Source organism: Burkholderia sp. ABCPW 14 (assembly GCF_001523835.1).
Classification (GTDB): Bacteria; Pseudomonadota; Gammaproteobacteria; order Burkholderiales; family Burkholderiaceae; genus Burkholderia; species Burkholderia mayonis.
This window is the reverse complement of record NZ_LOVS01000033.1, coordinates 97,671-111,234: the sequence shown is the minus strand read 5'-3', so window position 1 is coordinate 111,234 and position 13,564 is coordinate 97,671. Positions and strand designations below refer to the sequence as shown.

Genomic DNA, 13,564 nt, shown 5'->3' with positions numbered 1-13,564 from the left:
AGGAGATTCGGGATGCAGAGGAATCAGGACGCGAGAGCAATCTATGCGGGCAAGCTGACGTCGCCGGACGACGCGGTATCGGCGGTGCGCAGCGGCTCGGCGATCGCGCTCGGCATGGCGATGTCGCAGCCGCCGGCGCTGCTCGCCGCGCTCGCCGCGCGCGCGGAAGCGGGCGACGTCGACGCGCTGCGCGTGTACTACTTCCATGCGGAAGCGTTTCTGCGCGAGACGCTGCTGCGCTATTCGCTGATGGGGCGAATCCTGCCGCACTGCATGTTCATGGGGCAGCCCGAGCGCGAGCTCGTGAAGCTCGGCGAACAGGACGGAGGACGCAAGGTCGTGTTCTTCGTGCCGAATTCGTTCAGCCAGTCGCCGCGGCTCTTCGCGGACCACATCGACGTCGACACGATGCTCGTGATGGTGTCGCCGATGGACCGCAACGGCTATTTCACGTTCGGCACGAACAACGACTACACCAGCTCGGTCGCGCGCGCCGCGCGCCGGCTGATCGTCGAAGTCAATCCGAACATGCCGCGCGTGTTCGGCAACTCGCTGCTGCACGTGTCGGAGGTGGATGCGATCGTCGAATCGAACCAGCCGCTGCCGGAACTGATCCCGAAGCCGAGCGGCAAGCTCGATCGCGTGATCGGCGAGCAGATCGCGGAATGCGTCACGGAAGGCGCGTGTCTGCAGATGGGGATCGGCGCGTTGCCGAACGCGGTATGCGGCGCGCTCGCCGGCCATCGGCACCTCGGCATCCACACCGAGCTGCTGACGCCGGGGCTCGTCGAGCTGATCCGGCGCGGCGTCGTCGACGACAGCCGCAAGACGCTCAACCGGGGGAAATCGGTGTTTACGTTCGCGATGGGCGACCGGGCGATGTACGACTTCATCCACGACAATCCGGCGATCGAGAGTCATCCGGTCGATTACGTGAACGACCCGTGCAACATCGCGTGCAACGACAACATGATTTCCGTGAATTCGACGATCGAGATGGACCTGACGGGCGCGTGCAATTCCGAGCACGTCAACGGGCATCAGTTCAGCGCGTCGGGCGGGCAGCTCGATTTCGTGCGCGGCGCATACGCGTCGCGCGGCGGCAAGTCGATCCTCGCGTTCCACTCGACCGCGGCGGGCGGGACGATCTCGAAGATCGTCCCGCGGCTGACGGGACCCGTCACGACGCCGCGCACCGATACGCATCTCGTCGTGACCGAATACGGCGTCGCGAATCTGAAGGGCTTGTCGTCGACCGAGCGGGCGCGCGCGCTGATCCGGCTCGCGCATCCCGATTTTCGCGACGACTTGACCGTGCAGGCGCGTCGGCTGCACTTGATTTGAACGGAGGATCACATGGCAAGCATGATTGCGGATGACCTCGCTCAGCCGCTGGCCGCCGCCGGCGTCACGAAGATCTGGGGCGTGACGGGCGATAGCCTGAACGGATTGTCCGACAGCCTGCGCCGGATCGGCGGCATTCGCTGGATGCACACGCGCCACGAGGAAGCGGCGGCCTTCGCGGCGGGCGCCGAGGCGGCGGAGACCGGCCGGCTCGCCGTGTGCGCGGGCAGTTGCGGGCCCGGCAATCTGCATCTGATCAACGGCCTGTTCGATTGCCATCGCAATCACGTGCCGGTGCTCGCGATCGCCGCGCAGATCCCGTCGACCGAGATCGGGCTCGGCTATTTCCAGGAAACGCACCCGCAGGCGCTGTTCCAGGAGTGCAGCCACTACGTCGAGCTCGTGACGAACGCGTCGCAGTTCCCGCGCGTGCTCGAACGGGCGATGCTGCTCGGCGATCTGCTGACCGCGCGGCAGCTCGATCTGCCGATCAAGGTGATCGTCTACAACAACAGCTCGCTCGGCTTCGTCGCAATGGAGATGATGGCGGGCGGCTGTCTGGATACCGGCACCGATCTGCACGAGACCGACTTCGCGGCGATCGCGCGGGGCGCGGGCATCCATGGGCTGCGCGTGACCGAGTCGGAGGCGCTGCCCGACGCGATCCGCAAGCTGCTTGCCTATCCGGGACCCGCGTTGCTCGATGTCGTCACGGACAAGCACGAGCTCGCGATGCCGCCGAAGATCGAATGGGCGCATGCGAAGGGATTCAGCCTGTACATGCTGCGCGCGGTGCTGAGCGGGCGCGGCGACGAAGTGCTCGAACTCGCGCAGACGAACCTGCGGTGACGGGGCGAGGCGGCTTCGCGGGGAGCCGCCTCGCCGACGAACGCGTGACGGCGCTTGCGCGCCGAGAAGAATGTCGCGATCACGGGCGGATGGCTCACGCCGCTCGTGTCGTTTGCGTCAATCGCGCTTCGGGGAAGGCAGCGTCTCGAAGTCGTTATGCAGGCTCGCCGTCGCGCGCGATGAGATCTGAGGGTCCGGATGCTGTCTGGCCGCCTCGAAATCGCGCGCCGGGCCGACGGTCATCGACGCGGCGGCGTTGATCGCCGATCCGAACGCGGTGACGGCGCCGTCACGGTATTCCCCGGCCCGCAGATGCTGCTGCGCGTCCCTGCCGAACGACGCGCTTTCGGCCAGGTGCGCGCCGGTGTGCGTCTGCGTGCCGTCGTGGATGCCCCGCAGGTTGCCCAGTACGCTGTCGTGCGACCCTTGCGTGATGCCGAGCCCGTTGTCCTGCAGTGTCGAGCTGACCTGATGCACGGCGGCCGAATAGTAAGTCGCGTTCGGGTGCGACGCAAAGGCGGCCGCCTGGTTCGTCACGTTCTCCCGGCGCGTTTGCGGCGTCGACTGACCGCCGAGATTCTGCAAGCCGCGCAGCGATGCGTCGCCCGCCGGCCGCTCGCTCGACCGACGGGTCGACTGCGGATTGCCGCTGGATGACGACGAAGCGGATGAGTAGTTGTCCAGAGGTGCTGTGCTTCCACCGGTGACTTTGCTTGGCATGGTCGGTACCTTCGATCAGGAGGAGGAAAAGGGCGTCGAGCGCGATGGCGCTCGGCGTCGAGGTCGACGGGCGGCCGGCCCGTCGGAACCGCATGACGGCGACTGTCGGTCGATGTGCTAATGGTGCGCGTTGTCGCGGAGCGCGGCGTCCGGATGTGCGAAGCAAGCGGCGCGAACGCGAAACGCGCGGCGCCCGATGCGATGCCGGGCGCGTTGCGGCCCAGTTCGTATGCAGCGCGGTTCATCCGGTTGCCGGCGATTTCGTGGCGGATGTACAGCGTCGGCAGCCGGTCCTTCGCGTGCGCGCTCGCCTGTGCGAGCTCGGGGCTGTCGTCCGCCGCGCGCTTCATCACCTTGCCGGGGTCGTGGCCGAACGTTCCATTGCGATCGCGCGCTTGGCCCGATGCCGCGCCTGTCGGCATCAATCCCGGAGTCGGCGAACGGACGTTACGCTGGGGGCGTCAGAAGATGCCTGAAGTCCGTGAAGTTCCTGAAGTTCCTGAAGTTCCTGAAGTTCCTGAAGTTCCTGAAGTTCCTGAAGTTCCTGAAGTTCCTGAAGTTCCTGAAGTTCCTGAAGTTCCTGAAGTTCCTGAAGTTCCTGAAGTTCCTGAAGTCGCTGAAGCCGCTGAAGCCCCCGAAGCCCCCGAAGCCCCCGAAGCCCCCGAAGCCCCCGAAGCCCCCGAAGCACCCGAAGCACCCGAAGCACCCGACCGCGCGTCGCGCGACGACCATTGCGCAAGCTGCCTGACCTGCTGCGCGAGCCCGGCAAGCGAGATCTGCCCGCGCACCTCGGTGACGAAGCTGCCCGCGAGCACCGCGACGATCAGCACCGCGATCGCCCCTTTGAGCGGCTGGCTGATCGACATCAGATCGAGCTTCTGCGCCGATCGCGTGACGAACGCGAGGCACAGGTCGATCAGGAGCACCATCACCATCATCGGCGTCGCGATTCGCGCGATCATGTTCATCAGCATGTCGAGGCGCGCTTGCGCGAACATTTCGAGAAGCGGCGCGGGAACCGGATCGAACGACCCGAGCGGCCACCACGCATACGATTCGTACAGTGCGCCGAGCAGGAACATCATGCCGCCCAGCATCCAGAACGACGCAATCGTCAGTTGCCCGAACAACGTGCCCATCAGCGAGGTCTGCGCGCCCGTGCTCGGGTTCTGCATCTGCACGTTATTGAAGCCGGCGACGTCGTCGACGTAGGTGCCGATCGCTTCGGCGGCCCAGAACACGGTCGACGCGGCAATGCCGAGCACGAGTCCGATCACGGCTTCCTTCGTGCAGACGATCACCAGGAACGCGCCGCGCAGCTGCGGAATCAGCGCCTGCTGGCCGCACGCGACGAACAGGCACCAGACCGCGGCCGCGCCGTTGCGCAGCGTGCCTTTCAGCACGTTGTCGGCGGTCGCGGGCAGGATCGTCATGATCACGAGCAGCCGCTCGCTCGACAGCGCGAGCAGGGTGATGAAGCCGATGAATTCGTCGCCCAGGTGTTGCAGCGCAAAGATGTCGTAGGTCGTCATTCGCATGCCTCGGTCGATGCTCGCGCGGCGGCGAGCCGGTGCGCGAGCACGCCTTCTTCGATCTCCTCGTCCTGCACGTCTTCCGCGGCTGCGTCGGCCGCGCGCGCGAGCCGCCGGACACGCTCGCGCACGACGTCGATCTGCGCGTCGTTGCGGGCGATCCGGCGCGCGGTCGTGGCGAGCTGGTCGAGCTTCGTCTGCAGCGCGGCGCGCAAGCGCACGCACTGCGCGTCGGCGAGCGCATGCGCGTCGAGCAGCGCGTCGCGATAGCGGCGGCAGGCCGCGTAGTCGGCGATCGCGAACGGCGCGCGGCCGGCCGCCATCGCGTCGACGCGCGCCGCATAGCGGTTCGCCGCGTCGAGCTTCGCCCGCGCGTGCGCTTCGCCCTCCGCCAGTTCCGTGGCCGCCGCGTCGCGCTCGGCGCGCTGCGCGGTCTGTTCGGCGCGCAGCTTCGCGCCGCGCTGCTCGCGGCGCGCGAGCAGCGTCTCGAACGCGCGTTGCTTTCGAGGCTTCATTGGACGAGTGCGTGCAGCGCGGCGAGCGTCGCGTCGGGCGGCGAATACTCGTCGGTGCGCTGATTGAGGAACGTGCGAATCCGGTCGATCTTCGCGACCGCCTCGTCGGCCGCCGGATCGCTGCCCGCCTGGTATTCGCCGAGTTGCAGCAGCGTCTCGATCTCGCGGTGCTTCGCGAGCAGTTGGCGCAGCCGGCCGGCCGCGCCGATGTGCTCGCGCGTCGCGACCTGCGGCATGATCCGCGACAGGCTGCCGAGCACGTCGATCGCCGGATACTGGTTGCGCGCGGCGATCTCGCGCGACAGGATGATGTGGCCGTCGAGAATGCCGCGCACTTCCTCGGCGATCGGATCGCTGCCGGAATCGTCCTCGGCGAGCACCGTGTAGAGCGCGGTGATCGAGCCTTGCTCGCCCATGCCGGTGCGCTCGAGCAGGCGCGGCAGCTCGGCGAACACGGACGGCGGAAAGCCGCGCCGCGCGGGCGGCTCGCCGGCCGCGAGGCCGATTTCGCGGCCGGCGCGCGCGAAGCGCGTCAGCGAATCCATCATCAGCAGCACGCGCTTGCCCTGGTCGCGGAAATACTCGGCGATCGCGGTCGCCGCATACGCGGCCTTCGCGCGCTCGATCGACGAGCGGTCGGACGTCGCGCACACGACGACGGAGCGCGCCATCCCGTCCTCGCCCATGATCAGCTCGACGAACTCGCGCACCTCGCGGCCGCGCTCGCCGATCAGCGCGATCACGTTGATGTCGCATGACGCGCCGCGCGCGAACATCCCGAGCAGCGTGCTCTTGCCGACGCCGGCGGGCGCGAAGATCCCCACCCGCTGGCCTTCGCCGAGCGTGATCAGGCCGTCGACGATGCGCACGCCGGTCGCGAGCGACGCGTCGACCATGCGCCGCGACATCGGGTTCGGCGGCGGCGCGAGCACGGGGCGCAGCGCGTCATAGTCGAGCGGGCCGCGTCCGTCGATCGGTTCTCCGAAGCTGTCGATCACGCGTCCGAGAATGCCGTCGCCGACCTTGACCGACAGCGGCCGCCGCAAGCCGATCACGCGGGTGCCGCGATTGATTTCGCCGAGCGTGCCGAACGGCGACAGCAGCGCGACGTTGCGCGTGAAGCCGACGACTTCCGCATGCTGGAGCAGCGCGCCCGATGCGCTGCGCAGCTCGCACAGCTCGCCGAGCGTCGCTTCGAGGCCGACGACGCGCACGAGCGTGCCGATCACTTCGAGCACCTTGCCCGTCATGCCGACGGCGGGCTCGATCGCGAGCCGCGCGGCCATCGCGTCGGCGACGCGGGACAGGTCGGTCAGCGCGTTCATGAGCGCCCCGCGTCGTCGAGCGCGCGGGCGAGCGCCGCGCGGATCGCGTTCAGTTGCGTGTCGAGGCTCGCGTCAACGGTGCCGAAATCCGACTCGCACACGCAGGTGCCGGGCGCGACGCGCGGCTCGACGACGACATCGACCGGCACGTTGCGCCCTTGCCGGCGCCATGCGTCGGCGAGCGCCCCGAACTGCTCGCGCGCGGCTTCGTAATCGGCGTCGCACACGCGCACCGTCAGGTAGCTCGCGCCGGCGACGACGCGCTCGACCGTTTCCGCCGCGCGCGCGAACAGCCCGCGCGCATCCTCGGCGCGCACCATCTGCTGGACGGCCGCCGCGACGAGCTCCGCGAGCCGTTCGCGCATGCGATCGCGCACGCGCCGCTCCTGCTCGAACGAATCGGCCGCCTGCGCGTGCCAGTCGGCAATCGCTTGCGCGCGGCCCGCGCCGTAGCCGCGCGCGTACGCGCTGTCGTGCTCGCGCCGCGCGGCTTCGACGAGCGCGTCGGCTTGCGCGCGCGCGTCGGCGGCGATCCGTTCGGCGTCGTCGCGGGCCGCGCGCAACACGGCGTCGCGTGCTTCGGCGAGTGCGTCGAGCGCGGCGTCGAGCATCTCGACCGTCTCGAACGCGTCGCGGCGCAGCACGCCGTGCGGCGTGTCGATGCAGAGATCGTCGGCGAGCGGAATCTGTCGGTTCTTCAGCCAAAAAGCCATGACCACTCCGGAAACAGCGACGGCAGGCGCGCGAGCAGCATCGCGCCGTCCGCGCCCGCCGTCGCGCGTTCGATCCATGGCGGGCGCACGGTGTCGCGCGGCAGCGCGAGACGCACGATGCACATCGGGCCGGCCGCCGACCAGACCCGCTCGCGCTCGAACAGGCGCCAGCCTTCCCATGCGAGACCGTCGCCGGACAGTTGCGCGAGCGGCGCGAGCGGCGCGAGCGGCTCGCGGCGATCGAGGTCGCGCGAGCGGGGCGCGTCGGGCAGCGCGGCGAGCGCGCGATAGCCGTCGGCGCCCACCCAGCCGATGAGCCGCTCGCGGCTCGCGCGGTCGATCCAGTGGCGCAGCTCGGTGCGCCGGAACAGCAGCGCGCGCAGGCGCAGCAGCCGCAACGCGTCGGCGACGGGCAGCGCGGCGAGGCGGTCCGCGGGCGCATCGAAGCCGTCGAGCGACGGCGACGCCGCCCCAAGCGTGCGCAACAGCAGCAGCGAGCACGGCGCGCGCAGCGCGGGCGCGCGATCGCGCATCGTCGCGACGAGCGGCGCGAGCGCGCCGTGCCAGCTCGCGTGGACCCAGTCGGCCGCGCGCCGCACGTTCGCGTCGTAGCCGGCGAGCCACGCGGCCCGCGCCGCGACGCTCGCGACGGACGCGCCGCCGCCGTTCATCGCGCGCCGGCCTGCCGGGGCGCGGCCGCGGCCGCGGCCTTCGCGTCGCCGCCGCCGCCGCGCAGCCGTGACGCGAGGCCGCCCGCGCCGGCACCACCGTTCTTGCGCGCGCGCCACCACAGCGCGCCGCCCACGGCCGCGAGCGCGATGCAGACGATGACGGCGATCAGCACGCCGATGAGCGCCGCGCCGCCGGACTTTCGCGCGGGCGGCTGGCCGGCCGACACGAGGTCGATCGGATCGGCCGCGACCGACGTGACGCTCACTTCGTCGTACGTCAGCCCTTCGACGCTATGGACGACGAGGTTCTTGATCTGCGGCGTGAGCGTCGCGAGGTTCGCGTTCGGCCGGTACTTGATGAACACCGACGCCGACGAAGGCTTCGCGACCTGCGCGAGCGGATCGTTGTTCGGCAGCACGATGTGCACGCGCGCGACGACGACGCCGTCGATCTTCGACAGCGTGTCCGACAGCTCCTGCGACACGCCGTAGATGAAGCGCACGCGCTCTTCGGTCGGCGTCGACACGAGGCCGTCCTTCTTGAACAGCGCGCCGAGGTCGTCGTAGCGCGTCGCGGGCAGGCCGCGCGCGCGCAGCACTTCCATCGCCCTGACGATCTGCTTGTCGTCGACGGCGAGCGTCCAGGTCTTGCCGCCGTCGGGCGTCCTCTTCTGCGCGTCGACGCCGTTTTGCAGCAGCGCGGCCATCATCTCGTTGCAGTCGCGCTCGGCGAGGCCGCCGTACAGCTCCTGCTGGCAGCCGGCGACGAGCGCCGCGCACGCGAGCAGCGCGCAGAGCCGGGCCGCGCGGCGGCCGCACGCGGCGGCGGAGATCGGGAGACGGATTCGTTTCATGATCACTGGTTCTTCATCAGTGAACCGATCGCGTCCTTCGTCGACGTGACGACGCTCATCTTCGCCTGCAGGTCGATCTGCATCGCGGTCGCCTCGGTCGACGCCTGTATCGATGCGGCGAACATCTGGTTCATCGTCAGCGCGTCTGCATGCTGGCTCAGGTAGGCGGCGTTGTCGAGCACCTGCTTGATCGCGGCATCCGACGTTTCGACGAGCTTCGCGATCGAACTGGTGTCCTGCGCGTGCGCGACGGGCGGCGTCGGCACGGCGTTCGACATCAGCGCCTGGAAGCGGTTGGCGACTTCGGCGGGCACGTCGGGGATCGACGCGGCCGTCGCACCGGTCGGCGCGGCGGCCGCATCGGAGAACGCGACGTCGAGCGCGCGGGTCAGGTCGATCGGAGAAAGCGGGGCGTTCATGCCGATCTCCTCGTCAAAGACGCAGATATTGCTGGTGCGCGAACTCGGCCTGCGGATCGAAGCTGCTCGCCGGATTCACGGGCGGCGCGTCGGCGGTTTCGCCGCTCGCCGCCGCGACCGACTCGGGCAGCTCCCATACGCCGGTGCGCTCCGCGCGTTCCTTCGCGAGCATGACGTCGTGCTGCCGCTCGAGCGCGCGCACGAGCGCGACTGCCTGCGCGGGGCTGCCCGCCGCGAGCACTTCGTCGGCGGCGATCCGCCATTGCGGATCGCGCTTCAACTGCAGCGCGAACGCGAGCAGCGCCTTGCCGTAGATCGCGTTCGTCGTGCCGTTCGCGATCTCCGCGAACACGCGCACCGCGTCGTCCCAGTTGCCGAGCGCGACCTGAAGCATGCCGTCGAACATGTCGGCGGCGGGCAATTGCGGCGCGAGAACGCGCAGCGCGTCGATCAGCAGGCCGATGTCGTACGGATCGGCGGCCGGGCCGCCGAGCGCGCCGCCGAGCGCGAGGCTGGCGGCATCGATCAGTTCGTTCAGCGCCGCTTGGCTGCATCGCAGATAGGTCGGCCGGGATTCGTCCATGGTGTGCGCTCCGTGTCGCCGCGTCCGCGGCGCATGTCGTTGAGGGGAACAGCGTATGGAGCGCAAGGTAGCAGCGCGGCGCGGCCGGGCGGCCGCCGATGCGAAGCGCGCGCGCCCGGTGCGAAGCGTCGCGCGCGCTTCGCATCGGGCGGCGCGGCTTCGGGCCGGTGCGCGCGCGCGGCGCGGCGCGCCGCTAACGTACGCGTCGTGTCCGACTCTCGACAGGAACGGCGGCCATGGCCGAAGAGAAAACGGAAGAGCCTTCCGAGAAGAAGCTGAAGAAGGTGCGCGAGAAGGGGCAGGTCGCCAAGAGCAAGGACATCGCGGACGCGATGACGCTCGCGGCGGCGATCGGCGTGCTGACGGCCGGCGAATCGATGCTGGGCGGCGGCCTGTCGCGCGTGATGCGCACCGCGCTCGATTTCGTGCACGGCGAGCGCACGCCGCAGGCGGCGCTCGCCGCGCTGCACGACCTCGCCGCGAGCGCCGCGCTGATGCTGCTGCCGTTCGTCGCCGGCGCGATCGTCGCGGGCATCGTGTCGCAGGCGCCGCAGGCGGGCTTTCTCGTCACGCTCGAACCGGTGATGCCGAAGTTCGGCGCGATCAATCCGATGGCGGGCATCAAGCGGATCTTTTCGCTGAAGTCGCTGCTCGAGCTCGTGAAGATGATCGTCAAGGCGGTCGTGCTGGCGTGCGTGATGTGGAAGATGATGACGTCGCTGTTTCCGCTCGTCGTCGCGAGCGTGTACGAAGCGACGCCGCAGCTCTCGCGCGTGCTGTGGACCGTGCTCATGAAGCTGCTCGGCGTCGTCGTGCTCGTCGTCACGGTGTTCGCGGCGGCCGACTACAAGATCGCGCGCGTGATGTTCATCCGGGAGAACCGGATGACGAAGGAGGAGACCAAGCGCGAGCACAAGGAGAGCGAAGGCGATCCGCACACGAAAGGCGAGCGCCGCCGGCTCGCGCGCGAGATCGCGACGAGCGCGGCGCCGCGGCAGAAGGCCGGGCAGGCGAACGTGCTCGTCGTCAATCCGACGCACTATGCGGTCGCGATCCGCTACGCGCCCGACGAGCATCCGCTGCCGCGCGTGATCGAGAAGGCGATCGACGACGGCGCGCTCGCGCTGCGCCGCCATGCGCACGCGCTCGGCGTGCCGATCGTCGGCAATCCGCCCGTCGCGCGCGCGCTGTACCGCGTCGAGCGCGACGCCGCGATTCCCGAAGAACTGTTCGAAACGGTGGCCGCGATCCTGCGCTGGGTCGAGGCGGTCGCGGGCGCGCGCGCCGGCGCCGCCGATGCCGTTGCTGCCGTTGCCCCATCCGCGAGGTCGACATGATGCTGAAAACCCTCAAACTTCCGGCCGGCGGCGAGGTCGGCATCACGGCGCTGGTCGTCGCGATCGTGTCGCTGATGATCCTGCCGCTGCCGCCCGAAGTGATCGACGTGCTGCTCGGCGTGAACATCGCGATCAGCGTCACGCTGCTGATGGTGACGATGTACGTCGGCAGCATCGTGTCGCTGTCGGTGTTTCCTTCGGTGCTGCTGTTCACGACGCTGTACCGGCTGTCGCTGAACATCGCGTCGACGAAGTCGATTCTCCTGCACGCGAACGCGGGCGACATCATCGAGAGCTTCGGCGAGCTTGTCGTCGGCGGCAATCTCGTCGTCGGTCTTGTCGTCTTCCTGATCATCACGACCGTGCAGTTCATCGTGATCGCGAAGGGCTCGGAGCGCGTCGCCGAGGTCGGCGCGCGCTTCACGCTCGACGCGATGCCCGGCAAGCAGATGAGCATCGACGCGGACCTGCGCGCGAACATCCTGACGCCCGACGAAGCGCGCCGCAAGCGCGCGACGCTCGCGAAGGAGAGCCAACTGCACGGCGGGATGGACGGTGCGATGAAATTCGTCAAGGGCGACGCGATCGCGGGGCTCATCATCACGCTCGTCAACATCGTCGCGGGCATCGCGATCGGCGTGATGTACCACGGGATGACGGCGGGCGAGGCGGCGAACCGCTTCTCGATCCTGTCGGTCGGCGACGCGATGGTGTCGCAGATTCCATCGCTGCTGATCTCGGTCGCGGCGGGCGTGATGATCACGCGCGTCGCCGACGATCACGACGAAGGCGACGGCACGTCGCTCGGCGCCGAGATCGCGAAGCAATTGGGCGGCAGCTACCGCGCGCTGTATTTCGCGTCGGTTCTGCTGATCGGCTTCGCGGCGGTGCCGGGTTTTCCGGCGGCGCTGTTCGTGCTGCTGTCGGCGATCCTCGCGTTCGCCGGCTACCGGCTGCAAAAGGGCGCGCACCGCTCGAGCGCGCGCGGCGAGCCGGTGATCGCGCTGCAGCGCGCCGGCGCGAAGAGCAGCACGCCGTCGATCCTGCCGCGCGCGCCGCTCTTCACGTGCGCGATCGGCGTGCGCGTGTCGCCGGATCTCGTCGCGCGGCTCGCGCCCGCGGCGCTCGATCAGGCGTTCGACGAAGAGCGCGCGAAATTGCAGGAAGAGCAGGGGCTGCCGTTTCCGGGCATCACGCTGTGGACGAGCGCGACGCTGCCCGAATCGACCTGCGAGATCCTGATGCGCGACGTGCCGCAGTCGCGGCTCGAACTGCCGGCCGACCAGACGATGCTGCCCGATGCGGCGTCGGACCCGGCGCTCGCCGGCCGCTGCACGAAGCGCGGGCCGGCGGGCGGCTTGGCCGAGAGCTACTGGATCGACGACAAATCGGCGCCGGCCGGCGCGCGCGCGTGGCGCGCCGAGCAGGTGATCGCGCACGAGACGATCGCGCTGTTGAGACGCAACGCGCATCTGTTCCTCGGCATTCAGGAAACCCAATGGATTCTCGACCAGCTCGGCACGGATTATCCGGGGCTCGTGGCCGAAGTGCAGAAGGCGCTGCCGACGCAGCGGATCGCCGACGTGCTGCGCCGCCTGCTCGAAGAGCACATCCCGATCCGCAACGCGCGCGACATCATGGAAAGCCTGATTGCATGGGGGCCGAAGGAAAAGGACATGCTGATGCTCGCCGAATACGTGCGCGGGGACCTGTCGCGCTATCTCGCGTATCGCGCGGCGCGCGGCGCGCGGCAGTTGCCGGCCGTGCTGCTCGATCTGCCGGTCGAGCAGCACATCCGGCAGTCGATCAAGCAGACGCCCGCGGGCAATTTCCTCGCGCTGCCGCCCGAGCAGGTGCGCTATCTCGTCGACAGCATCGCGTCGTTCGTCGGCGAGACGGCGCGCGACGACGTCGTGCTCGTCACGTCGATGGACGTGCGCCGCTATACGCGGCGGATGCTCGAGGCGCGGCTCGGCTGGCTGCCCGTCTATTCGTATCAGGAGCTGGGCGACCAGGTCGAATTGCAGCCGGTCGGCCGCGTGTCGATGCCGACGGCGGCTCGCGCATGAGCGCCGCCGATCTGCGGCCCGTGCGGATCATCGCCGGCGAGCCCGCCGTCGAGCCGGGCGGCGCGTCCGCGATGCGCGGCGCGCGGCGCGGGTTCGACTACGCGCAGTTGATGCGGCGTTCGCGCGTCGCGCCTGCCGTCGAGCGCGCATCGGCCGACGACGAAGGGCGATGCGACGCGCGATCGCCGTGGCGCGACGACGCGACGCCGTCGTACGCGCGCGATCCGGCCGCGCTGCCGGACGCGGCCGGGCGTGAAGCGATGGCGCGTGCACGCGCGGGCTCCGATGCGTTCGTCAATCAGGTATTCGCGCAGCGCGAGCGGATGGTGCGCGTCGCCGAGGCGCTCGCGACCGAGATCGCCGCGCTGTGCGGCGACGATGCGTCGAGCCAGTGGGAAATCAGCCTGCCGCTCGACGCCGCGCTGCTGCCCGACACCGTGCTGCATCTCGTTCTTTCGCGTTTCGACCTGCGGCTTCGGTTCGACACGCCCGATGCGGCGACGCGGCACTTACTCTGTACACATGGCGCGACGCTGCACGCGCGACTCGACACGCTGCTCGCGCATTACGGCGCGCCGCGCGCAATCGAGATCGACGTCGGCTGAGCGCGACGCAACCGAACCGACCGACCGC

General features: G+C 69.5%; 14 protein-coding genes and 1 pseudogene. 5 read left to right on the top strand and 10 right to left on the bottom strand.

What is annotated here, in order from left to right:
* Positions 1-12 precede the first annotated feature (12 nt).
* Both WS62_RS05185 and WS62_RS05180 read left to right on the top strand, forming a co-directional pair.
* Positions 13-1,344: an acetyl-CoA hydrolase/transferase family protein gene (locus WS62_RS05185; protein WP_066568586.1), complete on the top strand. Its 1,332-nt coding sequence runs from the start codon at positions 13-15 to the stop codon at positions 1,342-1,344.
* A gap of 12 nt (positions 1,345-1,356) precedes the next feature.
* The gene (locus WS62_RS05180; RefSeq protein WP_066568585.1) at positions 1,357-2,193 is read left to right on the top strand and encodes a thiamine pyrophosphate-binding protein; all 837 of its coding nucleotides are present in this window, start codon (positions 1,357-1,359) and stop codon (positions 2,191-2,193) included.
* A gap of 117 nt (positions 2,194-2,310) precedes the next feature.
* On the opposite strand, the gene WS62_RS05175 is transcribed toward WS62_RS05180, so the two are convergent.
* The 10 genes and pseudogenes from WS62_RS05175 to WS62_RS05125 form a co-directional block, all read right to left on the bottom strand.
* Positions 2,311-2,913, bottom strand: a complete 603-nt coding sequence (locus WS62_RS05175) for a hypothetical protein (protein WP_231748195.1) — start codon at positions 2,911-2,913, stop codon at positions 2,311-2,313.
* A 176-nt stretch (positions 2,914-3,089) separates the two neighbouring features.
* A pseudogene (locus tag WS62_RS37875) lies at positions 3,090-3,305 on the bottom strand (hypothetical protein); the annotation flags it as partial.
* Positions 3,306-3,374: 69 nt separating this feature from the next.
* On the bottom strand, positions 3,375-4,445 hold the full coding sequence (gene sctT / locus WS62_RS32645; protein ID WP_082720709.1) for a type III secretion system export apparatus subunit SctT: 1,071 nt from the start codon (positions 4,443-4,445) through the stop codon (positions 3,375-3,377).
* Positions 4,442-4,960 (bottom strand): type III secretion protein HrpB7, encoded by a 519-nt coding sequence (locus WS62_RS05155; protein ID WP_066568575.1) that lies wholly within the window; start codon positions 4,958-4,960, stop codon positions 4,442-4,444. Before WS62_RS05155 ends, sctT begins: the two co-directional genes overlap by 4 nt.
* Complete coding sequence (sctN, locus tag WS62_RS05150; protein WP_066568572.1) at positions 4,957-6,285, bottom strand: type III secretion system ATPase SctN; 1,329 nt, start codon at positions 6,283-6,285, stop codon at positions 4,957-4,959. The genes WS62_RS05155 and sctN overlap by 4 nt, the downstream gene beginning before the upstream one ends.
* Complete coding sequence (gene sctL, locus WS62_RS05145) at positions 6,282-6,998, bottom strand: type III secretion system stator protein SctL (protein ID WP_066568569.1); 717 nt, start codon at positions 6,996-6,998, stop codon at positions 6,282-6,284. Before sctL ends, sctN begins: the two co-directional genes overlap by 4 nt.
* Positions 6,983-7,669, bottom strand: a complete 687-nt coding sequence (locus WS62_RS05140) for a type III secretion protein HrpB4 (protein ID WP_066568660.1) — start codon at positions 7,667-7,669, stop codon at positions 6,983-6,985. Before WS62_RS05140 ends, sctL begins: the two co-directional genes overlap by 16 nt.
* Positions 7,666-8,523, bottom strand: a complete 858-nt coding sequence (gene sctJ, locus WS62_RS05135; protein WP_066568567.1) for a type III secretion system inner membrane ring lipoprotein SctJ — start codon at positions 8,521-8,523, stop codon at positions 7,666-7,668. Before sctJ ends, WS62_RS05140 begins: the two co-directional genes overlap by 4 nt.
* Before the next feature lie 2 nt (positions 8,524-8,525).
* Positions 8,526-8,942: a type III secretion protein HrpB2 gene (locus WS62_RS05130; protein WP_066568564.1), complete on the bottom strand. Its 417-nt coding sequence runs from the start codon at positions 8,940-8,942 to the stop codon at positions 8,526-8,528.
* A 13-nt stretch (positions 8,943-8,955) separates the two neighbouring features.
* Complete coding sequence (locus WS62_RS05125) at positions 8,956-9,525, bottom strand: HrpB1 family type III secretion system apparatus protein (RefSeq protein WP_066568562.1); 570 nt, start codon at positions 9,523-9,525, stop codon at positions 8,956-8,958.
* A 236-nt stretch (positions 9,526-9,761) separates the two neighbouring features.
* On the opposite strand from WS62_RS05125, the gene sctU reads away from it, so the two are divergent.
* From sctU to sctP, 3 genes are read left to right on the top strand one after another with little or no spacing between them, the layout of a single operon-like run.
* Positions 9,762-10,862, top strand: a complete 1,101-nt coding sequence (gene sctU / locus WS62_RS05115; RefSeq protein WP_066568559.1) for a type III secretion system export apparatus subunit SctU — start codon at positions 9,762-9,764, stop codon at positions 10,860-10,862.
* Positions 10,859-12,931, top strand: coding sequence for a type III secretion system export apparatus subunit SctV (gene sctV, locus WS62_RS05110; RefSeq protein ID WP_066568554.1), 2,073 nt, complete (start codon positions 10,859-10,861; stop codon positions 12,929-12,931). The genes sctU and sctV overlap by 4 nt, the downstream gene beginning before the upstream one ends.
* Positions 12,928-13,536: a type III secretion system protein SctP gene (gene sctP, locus WS62_RS05105; RefSeq protein WP_066568551.1), complete on the top strand. Its 609-nt coding sequence runs from the start codon at positions 12,928-12,930 to the stop codon at positions 13,534-13,536. The genes sctV and sctP overlap by 4 nt, the downstream gene beginning before the upstream one ends.
* Positions 13,537-13,564: the final 28 nt, after the last annotated feature.